We start from the raw sequence: 20,942 nt of genomic DNA, 5'->3' as shown, positions 1-20,942 counted from the left end.
TTACTTATAAAACATGTCGCAAGGGGGTCGGTTGATGAAAATGATTCTTTTTGCATTTAATTATTCTAAATGAAAATATATTATGAAAACAAAAATATTTTATTTCTTGATTGCCTCTTTATTTGTATTAAGTTCTTGTTCTGGTGATACTGACGGAAGAGATATTGAGCCAATAAAAGATATCAAAACTGAACCAAAAAAGGAAGATCAAGTTTTGTTGAGAAAAATGATTCAAACTCACGAAGATGGTACTGTCGACATATTGAACTATAAATATGACGGAAATAAAATCATTAGTGCTATTGATTCAAATGAGGAAGGTGGAGTATATTGGATTTATAATCAGGATTTAATTACAAAAATGATAATTAAACTTGCTGATGAAACTATACTTCAGGAAAATACATATACATATGATGCTAATAAAAAATTAAGTATTTTTTTAAGAGTTGATCCTGAATTAAAAGAAGGTTATAAAGAAGTCTATACTTATAATGCAGATAATACTATTACAGTTAAAGCATATTCGGGAGATGATAAAAGCCAAACTGTTTTTCAAGGGACTTCAGTCATAACTATTATAGGAGGAGAGGTTAGTAAAATTGATTCAAATTATTCGCCTAGTTTTGTTTATACATATGATACCAAATATAACCCGCATAGAAACATTCTAGGTTTGGATAAAACCTCTTTTGCAGATGGAGAAGCTTCAGGGAATGTACATAATATTATTTCTCAAAAGGTTGGGGATGGAGTTACTAAAACTTCAAAAATTACATACAATGCAGATGGTTATCCAGCGAAATCTTTTGATAATTTTGAAGATGCAGGAACTACTACGGAGTACTTTTATTAGTTGATTTATAAAAATTAAAAGCCCAATATCTTTTTTAATAGATATTGGGCTTTTTTTATGGAGTAAAATGATTTGTTGTTTATATATCTTAAAATGGTATTTATAAGACGTATAACAGAAGATTAGTTTGGTAAAAAGGTTTCTTTTTGTGGTTAATCATTTAAAAAACCAATATTATGAAAACTAAATTTTTTTATTTTCTGGTAAGTTCTTTACTAGTATTAAGTTCATGTTCTAACGATATCGAAACTAAACCAACTACGCCAGTTAAAACAATATTGCCTAAAACGATAACTTATAAAATGGCTTCTTATGATTATAGTGGCGGTGGGACTACTGGTGTTATTACGGGCTATAATAATCAAACAAATAAAATTACTTATGATGGTAATAAAATTGTAAGCGCTGAATGTTTTGTTTATAATCATACAATGAAAACAGTCTTTACTTATACTGGAAGTCTGATAACAAAAACAGAAGGTTATGTAGATAATAGTTTAATTAGTAGGGTTTCATATGCATATGAAAATGGTAAATTAAAAGAAGTGGTTCTTTCATCACCAAATAATGATCTAATTACCGATTTTTATGTAAAAAATGTGTACACTCATAATACAGATGGAACAATTTCTAGCAGAATGTACCGTCATGATAATCCAACAGTACCAGAGGATGGAGAACAAATTCTAACTTTTAAAAATGGTAATCTTGTTAAGAAAACAACGAAGTATCTAGAAGATAATAGTTATTATAAATATACTTACGAATATAAATATGATACTCAAAACAATCCTTTAAAAAATATTTTAGGACTTAATTTGATAATGTTTGATATGGGAGGAATATATAATGGTCATGATATGTCTCACGGAGATTTTGGAATCAATGATTTTGGTATTAATAACGTTATTGAAAAAATCACCTATGTATCAGATAAAGAAAAAACAACGAAGTATATAGAGACATTAACATACCAATATGATGAAAATGGATATCCTGTAGAGAAAAAAGGGGATGAATTTGTAGATGAAATTATTTATACCTATTAATGCAGAATTGTTTGTATTAAAAAAGCCCAATATCTTTTTAATAGATATTGGGCTTTTTTTATGGACTATTTTCTTTCACCAATTTGCTGACGCCACATAGCATAATACAATCCTTTTTCGAGTACTAAATCATCGTGTTTCCCTTGTTCGATAATTTTTCCTTGTTCCAAAACAAATATTTTATCGGCGTGCATTACCGTAGATAATCGATGTGCGATTAAAACTGTAATCCTGTTTTTGTCGGATATATTTCTAATTGTAGTATTAATTTCTTCTTCGGTAATAGAGTCCAATGCAGAAGTTGCTTCATCAAAAATCAATAAATTCGGATTTCTCAAGATGGCGCGAGCAATAGATAAACGTTGTTTCTCTCCACCAGAAACTTTAATTCCGCCTTCGCCAATTGTGGTGTTTAAACCATCTTCGGCACGATGTAATAGTGTCTCGCAACTGGCTCTTTTTAAAGCATCGTATAAATCCTCATCAGTAGCAGATGGTCTTACAAATAGTAAATTCTCACGGATTGTTCCTGAGAATAATTGAGCATCTTGGGTTACAAAACCTAATTGCTTTCTTAAATCTAATAAGTCAATTTCGGTAGAATCGATGTCATTATAAAATACTTTACCCTCGGCAGGAGTATATAAACCGACTAATAATTTAACTAAAGTAGTTTTTCCAGAACCAGATGGTCCTACAAAAGCTACGGTTTGTCCTTGCTTAATATCAAAGTTAATATTCTCTACAGCTTTATATTTAGCTGTTTTGTGTTGGAAACTTACATTCGAGAAAAGTAAAGATCTAATAGCGCCCACGTGTTTAGGATTCTTTGGGCGAAATTCTTTTGGAGCGCTTAATAAGGTTTTAAAATTCTCCATTGAAACTTTTGTTTCATTTAGCGCAATTATAAAATTACCTAATTCTTGTAAAGGGCTAAAAATGAAAAAAGTAAAGAATACCATAGTAAGTAAATCACCCACAATGATTTTTTGTCCAAACAAAAAATAATATAGAGTAAACACTACACAGGTTCTTAAAAAGTGAACCGTAGTACCTTGAATAAAACTTAAACTTCTTATAAAACGGATTTTTTGTAATTCTAGTTGTAAAATTTTAAACGTATTTAAATTCAAACGTTTTTCTTCCTGGTATGTTAATCCAAGACTTTTTACAAGTTCGATATTTCTTAAACTTTCGGTAGTAGAACCAGCTAATGCATTGGTTTGATTTACAATTTTGCGAGAAACAATTTTTATCTTCTTACCCAGATAAGAACTTACTAAAGCAATAATTGGAGCAGTAACTAAAAAGATTAAAGAGATACGGTAATCAATACGAGCAACATAAACAATTACAAATATGAATCCGATAACAGTTTGAAAAATTAAAGAAATAGATAGTGTAATTAATTTTTCGGAATCAGAACGTACTTTGGTTAATTTACTTAATGTTTCCCCACTACGTTGGTCTTCAAATTCTGCAAAAGGTAAGTCGAGTGATTTTTTAATACCATCAGTATACATTTGAGCGCCGGTACGCTGGATGACTACATTGGTGAAATAATCCTGAAAGTTTTTGGTAATTCTGGAAATCATCGCCGCACCAAGCGAAAGACCTAGCCAAAAGGCTACAGATTTAATAAAACCGATTTCATTTCCTTTGTATTTAGCTAATCCAACACCGCAATCTTGCATTAATTTACCAGTAATAACAGAATCGGATAAACTGAAGCAGATGTTTATAGATGCCATAATCAAGGCTAGAAACAACAGCATTTTATGTTTGATTATATAAGAATAGAGTAATTTCATTTGAGAATTTTAATTTATAGGAGATGCAAAAGTAGTAAATAGATTGGCTTAGTAATTCTGATTATTGTATTAAGTTTTTAAATGTATCTCGCAAAGTCGCAGAGTCGCAAAGTTTAAAATTGCCTTTTTTTTTTGTTGTCTTTTTATCATTTTTGAAAAGCAATTAGCTAAATCAAAGACTTATTATAATTTTCATCAGTAGATTAAAGTTTAAAGATTGCTTTGCGACTCTGCGACTTTGCGAGATTTTTGTTTGATATGCTTAAAATGTAAGTTTTTACTTTAATTTAGTAAAAAAAATAAAAATGACAGAAAATGAAATTTCAAGTATTGTAGTTGATACTTGTTATAGGATACATGTAAAGTTAGGGCCAGGTCTATTAGAGTCTGTTTATGAGGCTATTTTGTATTTTGAATTAACGAAAAGAGGATTAAAAGTAGAAAGACAGAAGCCGTTACCCGTTATTTGGGATGAAGTAAAATTAGATATAGGATTTAGAGCTGATTTAATAGTTGAAAATAAGGTAATTTTAGAAATAAAATCGATTGAACAAATTTCAAATGTTCATCCTAAACAAGTTTTAACTTACCTCAGAATAACAAAAATGAAGTTAGGATTGCTGATTAATTTTAATGTACCAATTATTAAATTAGGTATTACAAGAGTTGTTAGTAATCTTTAATTTTTAGTCTGGATAAAAAATGATGATTTTCAGAGCATAAATTTTATTGATGAGATCTTAATTGTTTTTATCGGTTGCATCTTACTACAAATAGTATTGGGGATCTTTAATGAAAATAAAATCTCATCAATAAGTTGTGCCTTAAAATGATATTTTTAAACCTTTTTTTGTGACCTAATTACAGTTAAAATCTTTCTTTTTGTTGCTTATTATCATGTCGACATTATGGAAAAAAAATTACACTATTTTTTAGTTGCTTCTTTGTTAATACTGACTTCGTGTTCTAAAAACAATGCTGAACAAGGAGATGGGAATATAAAATTACCTAAAGCCAAATATTATAAATACATTGATTTTCCTTCAGATAATTATGAATCCACTTATAGGTATAATGGTAACAAAATCGAAAGTATTCTGGATGATAATGGATCAAAAACAGTTTTTACCTATACTGGAGATTTAATTACGAAAAAAGAAGATTTTTCTAATAAGAAGCTATTGGTTTATTGTACTTTGTATGAATATGAAAATAATAAGCTAAAAGAAGCTGTTCATATATTTAATAATCAGAAGTTCTTAAAAAAGTATACTTATAATAAGGATAAAACAGTAAGCTATAGCGTACATCTTTATAATGATAAATTGAATACTACAACAGAAATTGCGACTGGAACATTTACATTAGAGAATGGCAATATTATAAAACAGGTAGATAAAGAGAGTAAAGATTATGGCAGTGCCGATATTGTAGCTTTTAAGTATGATACAAATAACAGCCCACTTAAAAATGTTATAGGAATTGGTTTGTTGTTAGATGTCGACTATTCTATTAATAATATTATTGAAACTACACATACTACATCTTCACAGGATTTGGCGATGCATATAACTTCTTTTCGAAATTCAATAACGCCTTATAAATCTACAAATACAGCTACTTACACTTACGATTCCGAAGGGTATGTACTAACAAAAGCATTTTATAATGATGGAAAGTTAGGATACAGATTATCATACACCTATTAAAAAAGCGGAATGTCATTGCATCGTGCTTTCGTATTTATAAAAAATAGACGAAATTTACACGAAACAACGATTATGCAATTCAGAACCCAAATTCCTATTTCGCAAAGTAACAATCCTATCGATTATAATTCTAGAGTATTGTCCTTTGGTTCTTGTTTTGCAGTAAATATGGCAGAGAAATTGGATTATTTTAAATTCGATAATAGTTGTAATCCGTTTGGAATTTTGTTTCATCCGTTGGCGATTGAAAAATTGATAAACTTTGCAGTTTCACAAAAGACATTTACCGAGAGCGATGTGTTTTTTCATAACGAACGATGGCATTCGTTTGATGTACATTCAGATTTGAGCAACACAAATAAAGAAGATTTAATTAATAATCTGAATGAGATTATTAAAAAATTGTACCAACAATTAACTGAATCTACTCACATCATTATTACCTACGGAACTTCTTGGATTTATAGAAATATAGAAAGTAATGAGATTGTGGCTAATTGCCATAAAGTACCACAAAAGCAATTTATAAAAGAGCTTTTATCTGTAGATATAATAAAAGATAGTATTCAGAAAACAATAGATTTAATCACTTCGATGAATCCTGAAGCAAAGATTATTTTTACCGTTTCGCCAGTCCGACATATAAAAGATGGTTTTGTGGAGAATCAATGGAGTAAATCCAACTTAATTTCTTCACTGCACGACACCTTGAATACTGAATGCTATAAACTGCAAACTAAATATTTTCCTTCGTACGAAATCATGATGGACGAACTTCGTGACTATCGTTTTTATACCGAAGATATGTTACATCCTAACCAAGTTGCTATCGATTATATTTGGGAACAATTCAGTGAAAACTATATTGCTAAAGAAGGGATTCTTATCATGAAAGAGGTATCCGAAATACAAAAAGGACTTTCTCATCGAAGCTTCAATCCTGATTCTGAACAGCATCGTACTTTCTTATCAAAACTAAGTGATAAAATAAAAAAGATAGAACAGAAATGGCCTCATATTAAGTTTTAAATCCGTTCTTTGTTTTGAAGTTAAAGTAGAAATATACTTACAATAGTCCTTAATTTTAAAATAAGTTTGGATAATTATGTAAAGTATTGAGGTATATTTTTTACAATTTTGTAAATTGGATATGGTTAGTTAAATTTAGTAACCATATATCGATAATCTAAACCAGTTATTAGCCTTATTTTCTTTATATGAATAAGAAACGAATTTCTTTTCTGAAAAAAATACTTCGAGTGCTACTTTGGTGCGTCATTACATTAGTAGCATTATTGTTATTAATTACAATTTTAATTCAGGTTCCGGCAGTACAAAACTACGCCAAGGATAAGGCAATTACTTATTTGCAAAAAAAGATAAGAACCAAAGTAGCTTTAGATAGAATTGCCATTAATTTTCCTAAAGAAATCGTATTAGAAGGTTTTTATTTTGAAGATCAAAAGAAAGATACTTTACTTAGTGGAAAACGATTAGAAGTTGATATCGATTTATTTAAACTCATAAGTAGCGAAGTAGAAATAAATTCTATTTCACTTGAAAATACAACTGCAAATATTTCCAGAAACAAAGACGGAGTTTTTAATTTCGATTATATAATTGCAGCATTTGCTTCCAAAGAACCAGAACCTGCAGATCCCAATAGTAAACCTTTTAAAATATCGGTAGTTAAAATCAATTTGGATAAAATCAATTTTAATTTTAAAGATGATTTGTCCAAAAATGATGTTCGTGTTAAACTAGCTAATTTTCAAACAGAATTTAAAAAATTCGATTTGGATAAAATGGATTTTGATATTCCGAATATAGATTTAAACGGATTAAAATTAGTTCTAAACCAGGATTTAGTAGAGAAGATAGCTGAAACATCAGTAAAAACTGTAGATACAATTTCGAAAAGACCAGATTTTAATTTAAAACTAAATAAAATCAACTTGTCTAAAATCGATATTTCTTATGACAATAAAGATTCTAAACTCGCTTCAGGAATAACTCTGGGGAAATTACAGTTACTGGTTAATAAATTAGATTTAAATAATCAGTTGTTGGATTTTGATACTTTCGAACTAAAAGATCTAAAAGGAAATCTACAATTAGGCATAAAAGACAAACAACTTAAAACGCCCGATTTAGATTCTACAGCAATTCCTCAAGCAGGCTGGAAGTTAAAACTGAAGTCAGCCGATATACAAAATATTGCTTTTAAATATGATGATATGCAATCAAAACCTACTAAGAAAGGGATTGATTATGGACATCTTGATTTGGATAATTTTAATTTAAAAGCCGAAAAGTTGTATTATGCAAATGATACTGTTTCAGGGAGCGTAAAATCATTTACAGTAAATGAAAAAAGCGGGCTTAAAATCGAAACGTTTAAAACAGATTTTTTCTATGGGCCTAAAAATGCATATTTGGATAATCTGTATTTAAAAACACCACAAACTTTATTGCAAAAGAATATTAAAGTTGCCTATCCATCAATCGCGGCGGTAACTAAAAATATTGATAATCTAAGTTTAGACGCCAATTTAAGTCAGGCAAAAGTTGGATTTAAAGACATATTGCTTTTTGTTCCAGATTTACAAAATACCAATCCGTTTAAGAGTAATCCTAATGCAGTTTTATCTATAAATGCACGAGTAAGTGGGAAAGTAAAGGATTTAACAATTCCGCAGTTTGAAATGAGCGGAATAGGAACGACAAAAGTCTCTATTTCAGGAAAAATTACAGGAATGCCAGATGCACAAAAAGCATATTATGATTTGGATATAAAAAACTTTGTGAGTACATCTAAAGATGTGATTTCGTTTGTGCCAGCAGGAACAATCCCAAAAAGCATTCAGTTACCTTCTCAATTTAATTTAAAAGGAAAATTTAAAGGTTTAGTCAATAATTTTAAAACTAATTTGGCGCTAAATAGTAGTTTCGGAAATGCCAAAGTAGATGCTTTGTTTGATCAACGAATTAAAAAATCTGAGAAATATGATGCTACAATTTCTTTTTCAGAATTTGATTTAGGTAAACTAATAAAAAACGATTCAATAGGAAAAATTACGCTTAAAGCAAAAGTAAAAGGAAAGGGACTAGATCCTAAAACAGCACAAGCACATCTGGACGGAATTGTACAAAAAGCGGTATTTAATAAATATACCTACCGAGATTTAACTTTAAAGGGAGAGATTGCAAAAGGAGCATTTGCAATAAATTCAGGGATTAAAGACCCAAATTTAAATTTTGGTTTAGTTGCCAACGGAAGATTTGATGATAAATATCCCGCAGTAAAACTAAAATTAAACCTTGATATTGCCGATTTAGAGAAACTAAATCTTCATGCAGGCCCGATGAAAATTAGAGGAAATGTTGATGCAGATATTGCCAATAGTAATCCTGATTTTTTAAACGGAAAGGTTTTCTTGTCGAATATTCAGGTTTTAAAAGATGCACAACCAATTGTATTAGATTCCATTAAAATTTTGGCTTATGCCGATAAAGAAAAAAATAATATCAAGGTAATATCTCAATTCCTGAAAGCAGAAGTTGATGGAAAATATAAACTGACAACATTATCGGCAGCATTAAAAAAATCGCTATCAAAATACATGGATTTGCAAGTTCCTAAAACAAAAGGAGATTCAGATGAGCAGCGATTAACATTTAATTTATCTGTAGATAGTGATCCATTACTTTTTCAATTAGTTCCAAAGCTTAAAGGTTTAGAACCTATTAAAATTACAGGAAAATATAATAACGTAGTAGATTCTCTAGAGGTTAAAGGAACTATCCCTAAAATTATTTATGATACAAATACAATTTCTGATGGAAAGATAAATATAGAAGCAAAAGAGAATGCGTTAGAATATCAGGTTTCTGTAGCTCCGGTAGAAAGCGGAGAATTTAAAATTCCTTTTGTTAGTTTATCAGGTAAAATCGAGAATAACATCTTAGGGTATGCATTACAAATAAAAGACAAAGAAGATAAAGAACAGTATTTTATTAAAGGAGAATTGCTTCATGAAAATGCCAAAAACACTATAAAATTTGATTCAGATAATTTTGTATTGAATTATGATAAATGGAATTTAGATCAGGAAAATTCTATTGAATTTGGAGATAAGAGACTTTACATTAATAAGTTCTTTTTGAGCAATTCGGGTAATGAACTAAAAATTCAATCACAAAACGACGGAAAGAACGCGCCTTTACAAGTCGATTTTGTCAATTTTAAAATTGAGACCATTTTAAATATGGTTAAAAAAGATGAATTATTAATGCAAGGATTGATTGATGGTTCAGTTTTGGTCGAAAATGTGATGACAAAACCAACTTTTACTTCCGATCTAAAAATAGTTGATTTTGCTTTTAAAGGTGAACCAGTTGGTAATATTGGTATAAAAGTAGATAATAAAACCGATAATTTATTAGTAGCAAATGTTACATTAACAGAGAATGGAAATGACGTAAACCTAACAGGTAATTATAAAATAGATGATAGTACTTTTGATTTTGATATAGCCATCAATCATTTAAATATTAAGAGTATTCAAGGTTTTAGCATGGGTAATGTTACCGATGGTTCTGGTTATTTATCAGGAAAATTTAAAATTACTGGTAATGCCGATTTACCTAAAGTAAATGGAGAATTAGATTTTAATGACGCTGCTTTTAAAGTGACGAAGTTTAATTCTATTTATAAAATAGCCAATGAGAAAATTAGGTTTGAAAACGAAGCGATTGTCTTTGATAATTTCTCTGTTTATGATGAAAACAAGAATGAATTATTTGTAAATGGAAATATCAACTCCAAAGATTTTAGAAATTATGATTTTGCTTTAACCATAAAAGCAGATCAGTTTAGAGCCATTCACTCTACAGAAGCTGATAATGATTTGTTTTATGGGGATTTATCATTAGATGCAAATCTAAACATAAAAGGAACATTAGATAATCCAGTTGTTGGAGGAAATATAAAAATTAATGAGGATACAAAATTTACAGTTGTTATGCCTCAATCAGATCCTTCGATTGCCGATAGAGAAGGAATTGTAGAGTTTGTAAATGAAGATAATTTACTACTGAAACAAACTGCTGCGATGGAAAGCAAACTCAATCAATCGAAACTGATTGGAATGGATGTGAGCGTTGCTATCTCTATAGATAAAAAAGCAGAACTTACATTGGTAATAGATAAAGGTAACGGAGATTACCTGAGATTGCTTGGAGAAGCAGATCTTATTGGTGGGATTGATCCATCTGGAAAAACTACACTTACAGGAAAATATGAGTTTAGTGAAGGTGCTTATGAGATGAGTTTTAATATGATAAGACGAAAATTTGATATCCAGAAAGGAAGTTATATTTTATGGACTGGAGAGCCTACAATGGCAAATTTAAATTTAACAGCTATATATAAAGTAAATACTGCGCCGATAGACTTATTAGGAAACCAGTTAGGAACTATCCCGGCAGCAGAAAAAAACACATACAAACAAAAAATTCCGTTTCAAACTTTATTAAAGATGAACGGAGAATTGATGAAACCTGAAATCTCGTTTGATATCGTTCTTCCAGACGGTAACTATGATGTCTCATCAGATATTATAACAAAGTCTCAGGCAAGATTGCAACAATTACGTCAAGAGCCATCCGAATTAAATAAACAGGTATTTGCACTTTTACTCTTGAACAGATTTGTTGGTGAAAACCCTTTTGCAAGCGAAAGTGGTGGTACAAGTGCCGAATCTATGGCGAGACAAAGTGTGAGTAAAATACTTTCGGATCAATTAAATAATCTGGCAGGAGATTTAATAAGTGGTGTTCAATTGGAATTTGATTTGGAATCTACAGATGATTATACTTCGGGAACCAAGCAAAACAAAACAGATTTGAATGTAGGAGTTTCTAAAAAACTATTAAATGATAGATTAAAAGTAACCATAGGAAGCAGTTTTGGACTAGAAGGACAAGATAACAATGAGCAGGATACTAATATTGCTGGAGATGTTGCTATAGATTACCAACTTACCAAAGACGGACGATACATGGTTAGAGCATATCGTAAAAACCAATATCAGGTTGCTGTAGAGGGGCAGGTTGTAGAAACTGGAGTTGCATTTATTATTACGATGAATTATAATAAGTTTAGAGAATTATTTCATCGTAGTGAGAAAGAAAAAGAACTGATTAAAAAAGAAAAAATACGCAAAGAAAAGGATAAGCAAAAAGAGAAAGAAGAGAAAAAGAAAGAAGAATTAGATAATGAACAAGAGCAAAAAACGTAGTAATATGGAAACTAAATATCTAAAATATTTTATACTACTTTCTTTGTTTTTTGCTTTAGGATGTAGCAATACCAAATATTTGCCAAAAGGGGAATTGTTATATACAGGAGCTTCGGTAAAAGTAGAAGACACCATTCTTACAAAGAAAGAAAAAAAAGAACTACAGACTGAGCTAGAAGGTTTACTACGTCCTTTACCTAACAAACAGTTTCTGGGATTGCGTCCTAAATTATGGATTTACAATGTGGCTGGGGAACCTAAGAAAAAGAAAGGAACAAGATATTGGTTAAGAAATAAAGTTGGAGAAGCACCTGTACTTTACAGTAAAGTCGATTTAGATTATAACTCGGCAGTGTTGCGAAATTTTATTGAGAATAAAGGTTTCTTTAAAGTGAGGGTTAGTGCCGATTCTACAGCAAAAAATAAAAGAGCAACAGCAGAATATACCGTTTTTCCTAAACGACAGTATAAAATTAAAAGTGTTACGTTTCCTGATGATTCTTCGGCTATAGCCAAAGAAATAGGAAAAACTAGTCGTAGATCATTATTAAAAGTTGGTAAGCCATATGATTTAGACGTTATAAAATCCGAGAGAGAACGTATTGATTCCCGATTAAAAGAAAAGGGATATTATTATTTCAATCCAGATTATATCTTGGCACAAGTAGATAGTACCAAAGGAGATTATGAGGTAAATATAAAATTAAAAATAAAAGGCGAAACACCTGCAAAAGCCAAAATTGCTTATAAAATTAATGATATAGTAGTGTATCCTAATTTTTCGATTTTAAAAGATAGTGTAGCTTATAAAAAAGAAGACATCTTAAAATACAAAGATTTTACGATTATAGATTCTACAAATACATTTAGACCAAGAGTATTTGACAGAGCTTTGTATTTTAAAAAAGGAGATTTTTATAATCGATCAGATCATAATCTTTCCCTTAATCGATTTGTAAACTTAGGAACATTTAATTTTGTTAAAAATGAATTTAAAGAATCCGATAGTATAAAAAATGCTCTCGATGCATATTACTATTTAACCTTATTGCCAAAGAAATTCATTCGAGTTGAGGTTTTAGGAAAAACCAATTCGGCTAGTTATACAGGTTCAGAAATTAATGTAAACTGGAATAATAGAAATTTACTAAGAGGAGCCGAATTGTTTACCGTATCCATATTTGGAGGAGCCGATTTTCAGATTTCAGGACAAAATAAAGGAAATAATATCTACAAAGTAGGAGGAGAAGCCAGTTTAACCTGGCCAAGATTAATTACGCCTTTCAATTTCCAAGGCTCTAGCGAGTTTGTTCCTAAAACAAAAGCGACTTTAGGATATGAATATCAAAACCGAATAAATCTTTATGCCTTAAATTCTTTTAGAGGGTCATTTGGTTACTTATGGAAAGAAAATATTCGTAAAGAACACCAACTGGATATTATAGAAGTTAATTATGTAAGTCCAAATCATGTAACGCCTTATTATTTACAGCAAGTTGCAGAAGATGAATCATTATCTAAAGTACTCGAAAAACAATTAATCTTTGGACCTACGTATTCGTATACTTATACCAATACTATGCGAAAAAGAAAAAAGAATACATTCTATTTTAATGGAGAAATTGATCTTGCAGGTAATATTACAGGCTTGGTAACAGGAGCTAATGTCAAGAAAAACGATACTATAAAAATATTTGATGTTCCTTTTAGTCAATATGTTAAAGTAAGAGCCGATTTTAGACATTACTTAAAACTAGGAAAAGAGAGCCAATTAGCAAGTAGAATTATTGTAGGAGCTGGTTTGCCTTATGGTAATTCCTCTTCTTTGCCATCGATCAAGCAATTTGTAGTAGGAGGAACTAATAGTATTCGTGCCTTTAGAGCACGCTCAATAGGACCAGGTAGTTTTAAAAGTCCAGACACAACAAGTACATTTTTGCCAGATCAATCAGGAGATTTAAAACTAGAGTTTAGTACAGAATATAGAGCAAAACTTTTTAGTATAGTAAGAGGAGCCATTTTTCTAGATGCTGGAAATGTTTGGTTGGTTAATAATGATCCAAATAAACCCGGAGCAAAAATCAGTAAGAACTTTATGAAAGAACTTGCAATTGGTGCTGGAGCGGGATTACGCTTTGACTTATCATTCTTGATATTAAGAACCGATATTGCATTTCCGTTAAGAATACCCTATTTACCCGAAGGACAACGCTGGGTAATAGATGATATTAACTTTGGAAGTGGCTCTTGGAGAAAAGACAATTTAATACTCAACATCGCGATTGGGTATCCTTTTTAAGGATATCCCAACATCAATTTAGTAGTTAAAAATGTAGTTTTGTTAACATAAAGAGTTAAAAAAGCACCGTACTATTAACATCTATACCTTTAAGTAATTGGACGTTTGTTTTTAATAAATTAGATAAAAGCAATTTTTTAGATTTATCCTTATTACCGCTTATATCTCTGATAATTCTGTAAATATATCTTTTGGTGATATATTTAATTTTTCTGCTAGTTTTCATAATTAAGAGGTTTATGATTTGTTATCTAAAGTTACAAAAAATAACTTTTGGATTCATCAAGTTATCCTAAGAAATTTTGTGGCTTCGAACTATTATGTAACTATTCAAAATAAGAGATTTTTTTCTATCGACGTTATATTTATTTAACGGCGTTAGAATTTTACAATTCAATTAACAATTAAAAGGTTATTAATGTCTAATTTTGTAAAAAGATTAATTAAACATGAACAATAATATACCTATATCCTTATTAGAATTAGCATTTATTACTGAAGGTAGTAATGCAGCAGAAACTTTTCAGAAAACCAAAGAACTTGCACAACTAGCTGATAGTTTAGATTATAACCGATTCTGGCTGGCCGAACATCATAATATGGCACATGTGGCAAGTACTGCAACAGTAGTCTTAATTGGTTACATAGCAAGCCAGACTAAAAACATCCGTGTAGGTTCGGGCGGAATAATGCTTCCTAATCATTCGCCACTTATTATCGCAGAACAATTTGGAACGTTAGAAACACTTTACCCAAACCGAATAGATTTAGGGTTAGGCAGAGCACCAGGAACAGACTCGTTAACAGCACAAGCAATCCGAGAGGATTTTTATGAGCAATCACAGAAATTTCCAAAAAATGTACAAGCAATTCATGATTATTTTTCACCAGATAATGCTTCCGCAAAAGTACGTGCATTTCCTGCAGAAGGGGCAAATGTACCTGTTTGGATATTAGGATCTAGTATGGATAGTGCTGCTCTTGCTGCTGCAAAAGGATTACCGTATGCATTTGCAGGACATTTTGCGCCAAAGATGATGTTGCAGGCATTTGAGTTTTATCGCAAAAACTTTATTCCTTCAAAATATTTGAGCAGTCCTAAAACAATGGCTTGTGTAAATGCGATTGGAGCAGATACAAATGAAGAAGCAGAAATTCTCTCGACTACATTATATCAAATGTTCTTAGGATTGGTTCGTAATAATAGAAAACCAATGCAACCACCACTTGAGTCATTAGATGGATTGATGAGCGAAGAAGAAAAATTTCATGTAGATCAAATGACAGCTTGTACCTTTAAGGGAAGCAAAGAGAAATTAGAAAAAGATCTAAAGCATTTTATAGACTATTCAGGTATAGATGAATTGATGATTACAAGCCCAATTTTTGACCATCAGGATAAAATGAAAAGTATAAAAATTCTTAAAGAGGTTATCGATAACATCAATAAAGCATAGTGATGCTTTCTGAAAAAATCACTAAATTGGCTTCATAATAGCCATCATTAAAACATAATTATGTTGAGAAGAATTTTAGTCGGAATCGTAATCATAGTCGGAATTGTCCTTGCATTCAAGTATTGTGAATTCAAGAAAGATGATTCGACAAGTTTGGATTATAATACCAATTTAATACAACAACAAATTGTAAACGTTGGGAAACTGGTAGTTACCGAAGGGCATTTCTCTGAAGTAGTAACCTATAAAAACTCAAATAAGTATTTATTAGATATGATATCTTTCGAGAAGAAAGCATTGATTATTGTAAATGCAAACGTTACTGTTGCCTACGATTTGCATAAGATGAAATATGAAATCGACGAAAAAAACAAAGTAATAAAGATAGTATCAATTCCAAAAGAAGAAATTACAATCAATCCAGATATTCAGTATTATAATGTAGAGCAAAGTCAGTTAAACGAGTTTACAGGAGATGATTATAATAAAATAAATAAATCTGTAAAAGCGAGTTTAGCCAAGAAAATTGAGAAGTCTTCGCTTAAAGCAAATGCACAAAACCGATTAATCAGTGAATTGTCTAAAATTTTAATCCTGACAAATACAATGGGTTGGAAACTACAATACGACGGCAAAACAATCCAAAACGAAACTGATCTTAGTAATGATTTGAAGTTGTAGGTTATAATAAGGTTCAAAGTTGCAAAGGCTCAGAGTTGCAGAGGTTTAAAGCTGCAAAGGCACAAAGTCTTTCCCGTAATCTTGTCTTTCTCTCAAACTTGTCTTTCCGAGGAACGAGGAATCTCCACGAGTAGCTCCACAAACGTAAGACACTTTGTGTTAGTTTCTAGCGGAGATTCCTCGTTCCTCGGAAAGACAAGTTTATGGATGAAAATGTTTCTAACACTTCTCTTTATCAAAAATCAGATCCAAACCTCCTGAAATTAAGTGAGCAACTTCAGGTCTTCTTGTTTTTAAATTTTCAAGATTTGCTAATACTTCCTGTAATAATTGAGGTTGATTACTATTTTTTAAAAGTTCAGCTATTTCTACAGATAGTAACCAATCATTAGGATGATTTGCTTTGATTTTTTCGAATATAGAAGTTAGTAAAGTTTCATGAGAATTAGTTTCTCTTATAGTTCTAACTTGTTGGTATAATTCTTCTAGTTCATCACGCTCTTTAGAATGCTTGGCTTTGATGGTTTTTGTTTTTGGAATAGAATCGACTAAATCAAAACTATTTACATCGGCAGGTCCAGAAAAAGCAGAAACTACTTTTTTGCCAATTGCCATGTCATAATTACCCCACTCAGGTTTAAATAAAATAGTATCTCCGTGAGTTACGGTACAATTTTTAAAACTGATTAAAATAATCTCACCGTGTAAGTTTCTAGAGCCAGTAATGATGTCTCCTTCTACAATAATCCCGCCTTCAAATTCTAGTTTTATAGTTTCATTCTCGACTATTTTATAAGCATTTAAATCCATCGGACTCATATCTTCAATAGCCAGATTAAAGCCTTTTAGTTTTCCGATAGGACTACCAAAACCTTCAGAATGCGTTAAAATTCCGTGTCCAACTAATTCTTTTTCACGGTAAGATAATGCTGTTTTTCCTGTTGTTTGTACGTAAACGGGTTTTCCTTCTGCTTCAATAACATTAGTAAAAACTCCAGAAATTTGTAAACCTGTACTTAGTTCTATTGTTCCTAATGCATTCGAGTTTATTAATTTTTGAATGCTGGAAATTCCTCCCGTACGTAAAGCCATTTTATTAGCAAATTCTTCAAGAACAAGATTTAAATGAGCAAAAGTAGGCGTAACATATAGTTGAGGTTGCAATTTTGTGATATCAAAACTCTGGTTTGCTGCCGAGATATCGTAAGGAATTTTAGTTACATTATCGGTCATACACCAAGCACTTTCTCCAATTGATGATAATAAACCAGCACCGTAAATCTTAGGATTTTCGACTGTACCAATTAAACCATATTCAACTGTCCACCAGTGTAAGTTTCTTATTTGTGCCATTTCAGACAATTCGCCCATATTATTTTGCAAATCTTCAACTGCTTTTTCGGCTTGATCGATATCGGCTTGCGGAGTACCTTCGGCTTCTTTTAAAATCGAAAGTAATCGAATCGCTTCATACATTTGGTAATCTTTGTGCGAAGAAATGGCTTTGCAGCCAATTTCGCCAAAACGACGCAAGTATTCAGCATATTCAGGATTAGCAATAATAGGAGCGTGGCCAGCACCTTCGTGAATAATATCGGGTGCAGGAGTATATTCAATATGTTCTAGCTGACGAATATCCGAAGCAATTACCAAGACATTATAAGCCTGGAATTCCATAAAAGCATTTGGCGGAATAAACCCATCAACGGCTACAGCAGCCCAACCAATTTCGGTTAAGATTCGGTTCATGCCATACATGCTCGGAATATTATTGATTTCGATTCCAGTTTTCTTTAATCCGTCTAGATACGAATGGTGAGCAACTTTAGATAAATAGTCAACATTCTTACGCATTACATATCTCCAAACCGCTTGATTAATTGGCGTATAATCGCTGTAATCTTGAGGTTTAATAAATTGCTTTAAGTGTTTAGGCAATCTGTCCAATAACGGATTTGTTTCAATAGTTGGGTTCATTTCGAAATCGTTGTAGTTCTTCTGCGAAATTACGAATTTATGAAGCTATTTTTAGCTTTATTAGTAATTTTTTGTGTTATCATTTAGATAGAAAATTTGGAGTCTATTTTAGATTCATAATTTCTTTATCAAAATCTGACATGATTCTTTTGTGTTTTACAAAATTTTCTACATTTAGGCAGTTAGTTCCATTTTACAACTAGCTAATTTATATTAGAGCTATTTATGAATTTTTTCCAGCATTCCTAAAATATTCAATTTTGTAATTGAACATATAAGCCATATTAGCTGCTCGAACTTTTGCTTCTTCAGCAACAATTCCTATAAAAAGACCATCTACCGTTTTTGTGAAAATTTCCATCCATCTATTAAAATGGGATTGGTCAACTGGTAAATGTTTGTGTGGAGGGAATGGACTTCCGGAATAAGTATGTTCTTCTAGCAAAATTGTTTGCCAAAATCTATACATCTTTTCTAAATGTTCAGGCCATCTTCCTTGAATCTTTTCATTAAAAATCGAACCAATGAGTTCGTCTTTTTGAACTTTAGCATAAAAAGTATTCACTAATAGTTTTATGTCTTCGATTGTTGTAATGTCTAAAATAACCATGGCTTTATGTGGAAAAAAATTAAATACAAAAATAACACAAAACAGAGGATTTATCTTATATATTTAGTTAAATGAATCTAAAATGGTTCTTAAATAATTTGATCATTTATAAATCATAAAATGAAAAATAATGGTATTGAAAAGGATTACTAGGTTTTCAAGTAGTCCTTTATTTTTTATCCAATTAACTGCGTATATAAATCTTGATTTTCATTGAGATATTGAAACTCGAATCCCTTGGCAACCATATTGGTTTTAATATTTACGATGTCTTTTTTGTTTTTAAGTTCCAAGCCAACTACCACTGAACCAACTTCTCGGCTGTTTTTCTTGGCAAACTGAAAATAAGTGATGTCATCATTAGGACCTAAAATATCATTTACAAATTCTTTAAGCGCACCAGGACGTTGAGGGAACTGAATCATAAAATAATGCATCAATCCTTCGTAAAGTAACGAACGTTCTTTTATTTCGGCAGTGCGCTCTATATCGTTATTGCTTCCGCTTACCACGCAAACGACTGTTTTGCCTTTTATTTTATCTTTATAAAAATCTAATGCTGCAATTGTTAATGCTCCGGCTGGTTCTACAACCATAGCTTCTTCATTGTATAAGCGTAAAATCGTTGTACAAACTTTGCCTTCGGGAACAAGAATAATATCATCTAAGTTTTTGCGACAAATACCAAAAGTCATATCGCCAACTTGCTTTACTGCTGCACCATCTACAAATTTATCAATGGTTTTTAATGGTGTGTTTTTGCCATCAATAATAGATGTCTTCATCGATGGAGCACCTTTTGGTTCTACTCCAATAATTTTGGTTTCAGGACTTAAATGTTTAAAGACTTCAGAAAGTCCCGATGCAAGTCCGCCACCACCGATGGGAACAAAGACATAATCAATAGGTTCTTTGTATGATTCCAGAATTTCTAATCCTACAGTGCCTTGTCCTGCAATAACTTTTAAATCATCAAATGGATGGATAAAGATTCTATTGCTTTTTGCAGCATCTTCAGTTGCAGAGGCATAAGCATCATCAAAAGTATCGCCAATAAGAACAATTTCAACAAAAGATTTCCCGAATAATTGTACTTGCTTTACTTTTTGTTTTGGAGTTGTTTTCGGCATATAAATCTTGCCTTTTATTTGTAGTAAATTACAAGAATAAGCTACGCCTTGAGCATGATTTCCTGCGCTTGCACAAACAACACCTTTTGCTTTTTCAGTGTCATTTAATGATGAAATTTTATTATAAGCACCTCTAATTTTATACGAACGTACAATTTGTAAATCTTCTCTTTTTAATAAAATAGTCGATTTAAACTCGTCCGAAAGATTAAGGTTTTGAGTTAGTGGGGTAGCGGCAACTACTTTGCTTAGTTGTTCTTTGGCTATAATTACTTCATTAAATAAATTCATGGTGTTTTTTGGTTGTTTTTTAAAATAAAAAACCTCCCGATTTGGGAGGTTCTAATAAATTGTATTTTGTTTACTTATTTATATAACACCTCGCCATTATTGCATAATTACAATAATGTTAATAGCGATAATAATGTTATTTAAGTTTTTCATTGTTTATTATTTGAAAAAACAAATGTATTAATTATTTAATAAGAACAACAAAAAAGATTATTTTTTTGCAATTGTAGGTGGATATTGTGCTAATATTTTAGTCACAAAATTGGTTACTATTTTATCTTTTTGCTCTCCACCTTGTTGAGTTAAATAACCTACACCTTCACCTTGCCAGATCATTTCTTTTTTCTTAGCATCGATAAAATCAATGTATAAAGTTCCTTGGGTAGATGTTGTTACAGAAGTTTGATTTCCCATCATTAAGTAAGGATTCCATCCATATCCCCATCCGTAACCCCATCCAGCGCTAAACTGGTTTACATTCACTTCTTCTCTGGCTTTTGTAAAAATGTTTATTAATAAATCTGGATTATCACTTTTAGTAAAACCTTTTGCTGCCATTTGCTCATCGATAGCGCGTAAAATTCTTCTTTTATCTAAATCAGAAATCTCTACTTTATCAATACCGGCTTTAAAATAGGCATATGTTTTATAATTAGTAAAATCCACATTTTTATCATAATCTGAATAGACTGAAACAGAACTACAAGAGCTTAGAATAAAAAGGAATAGAATCGGTAAAATAAATAATTTTTTCATGTTTAAATAATTTA

Annotated in this window: 14 protein-coding genes; 9 read left to right on the top strand and 5 right to left on the bottom strand. The window is 31.0% G+C overall.

What is annotated here, in order from left to right:
• Positions 1–82 precede the first annotated feature (82 nt).
• Positions 83–856, top strand: coding sequence for a hypothetical protein (locus ACJ6WR_RS05665; RefSeq protein WP_039117531.1), 774 nt, complete (start codon positions 83–85; stop codon positions 854–856).
• A gap of 176 nt (positions 857–1,032) precedes the next feature.
• Entirely contained in the window at positions 1,033–1,905 is an 873-nt protein-coding gene (locus ACJ6WR_RS05660) for a hypothetical protein (protein ID WP_409417289.1), read from the top strand.
• Between the two features lie 65 nt (positions 1,906–1,970).
• Here the strand turns inward: ACJ6WR_RS05660 and ACJ6WR_RS05655 are convergent, their stop codons facing one another.
• Positions 1,971–3,716 (bottom strand): ABC transporter ATP-binding protein, encoded by a 1,746-nt coding sequence (locus ACJ6WR_RS05655; protein ID WP_409417288.1) that lies wholly within the window; start codon positions 3,714–3,716, stop codon positions 1,971–1,973.
• Between the two features lie 305 nt (positions 3,717–4,021).
• On the opposite strand from ACJ6WR_RS05655, the gene ACJ6WR_RS05650 reads away from it, so the two are divergent.
• From ACJ6WR_RS05650 to ACJ6WR_RS05620, 7 genes are all read left to right on the top strand, one after another.
• Complete coding sequence (locus ACJ6WR_RS05650; RefSeq protein WP_039111437.1) at positions 4,022–4,399, top strand: GxxExxY protein; 378 nt, start codon at positions 4,022–4,024, stop codon at positions 4,397–4,399.
• Between the two features lie 225 nt (positions 4,400–4,624).
• Positions 4,625–5,425 carry a hypothetical protein gene (locus tag ACJ6WR_RS05645; RefSeq protein WP_039111436.1) on the top strand — a complete coding sequence of 267 codons (801 nt, stop codon included), beginning with the start codon at positions 4,625–4,627 and terminating at the stop codon, positions 5,423–5,425.
• 72 nt (positions 5,426–5,497) lie between these two features.
• Positions 5,498–6,454 carry a GSCFA domain-containing protein gene (locus tag ACJ6WR_RS05640; RefSeq protein ID WP_409417920.1) on the top strand — a complete coding sequence of 319 codons (957 nt, stop codon included), beginning with the start codon at positions 5,498–5,500 and terminating at the stop codon, positions 6,452–6,454.
• 188 nt (positions 6,455–6,642) lie between these two features.
• On the top strand, positions 6,643–11,727 hold the full coding sequence (locus ACJ6WR_RS05635; protein ID WP_409417287.1) for a translocation/assembly module TamB domain-containing protein: 5,085 nt from the start codon (positions 6,643–6,645) through the stop codon (positions 11,725–11,727).
• Between the two features lie 4 nt (positions 11,728–11,731).
• Positions 11,732–14,026: a BamA/TamA family outer membrane protein gene (locus tag ACJ6WR_RS05630; RefSeq protein ID WP_409417286.1), complete on the top strand. Its 2,295-nt coding sequence runs from the start codon at positions 11,732–11,734 to the stop codon at positions 14,024–14,026.
• Positions 14,027–14,475: 449 nt separating this feature from the next.
• Positions 14,476–15,483 (top strand): LLM class flavin-dependent oxidoreductase, encoded by a 1,008-nt coding sequence (locus ACJ6WR_RS05625; RefSeq protein ID WP_039111431.1) that lies wholly within the window; start codon positions 14,476–14,478, stop codon positions 15,481–15,483.
• A gap of 60 nt (positions 15,484–15,543) precedes the next feature.
• Positions 15,544–16,164 (top strand): DUF4230 domain-containing protein, encoded by a 621-nt coding sequence (locus ACJ6WR_RS05620; RefSeq protein WP_039111430.1) that lies wholly within the window; start codon positions 15,544–15,546, stop codon positions 16,162–16,164.
• A gap of 219 nt (positions 16,165–16,383) precedes the next feature.
• Here ACJ6WR_RS05620 and ACJ6WR_RS05615 read toward each other — a convergent pair whose 3' ends face one another.
• The 4 genes from ACJ6WR_RS05615 to ACJ6WR_RS05600 form a co-directional block, all read right to left on the bottom strand.
• On the bottom strand, positions 16,384–18,141 hold the full coding sequence (locus tag ACJ6WR_RS05615; protein WP_409417285.1) for an aromatic amino acid hydroxylase: 1,758 nt from the start codon (positions 18,139–18,141) through the stop codon (positions 16,384–16,386).
• Between the two features lie 223 nt (positions 18,142–18,364).
• The gene (locus ACJ6WR_RS05610) at positions 18,365–18,751 is read right to left on the bottom strand and encodes a group III truncated hemoglobin (protein ID WP_086894156.1); all 387 of its coding nucleotides are present in this window, start codon (positions 18,749–18,751) and stop codon (positions 18,365–18,367) included.
• 176 nt (positions 18,752–18,927) lie between these two features.
• The gene (ilvA, locus tag ACJ6WR_RS05605) at positions 18,928–20,172 is read right to left on the bottom strand and encodes a threonine ammonia-lyase IlvA (RefSeq protein WP_409417284.1); all 1,245 of its coding nucleotides are present in this window, start codon (positions 20,170–20,172) and stop codon (positions 18,928–18,930) included.
• Positions 20,173–20,382: 210 nt separating this feature from the next.
• Positions 20,383–20,928, bottom strand: coding sequence for a DUF4136 domain-containing protein (locus ACJ6WR_RS05600; protein WP_039111423.1), 546 nt, complete (start codon positions 20,926–20,928; stop codon positions 20,383–20,385).
• Positions 20,929–20,942: the final 14 nt, after the last annotated feature.

It is taken from the genome of Flavobacterium sp. PS2 (genome assembly GCF_046250155.1).
GTDB lineage: Bacteria > Bacteroidota > Bacteroidia > Flavobacteriales > Flavobacteriaceae > Flavobacterium.
This window is presented reverse-complemented; position numbering and strand designations above follow the sequence as displayed.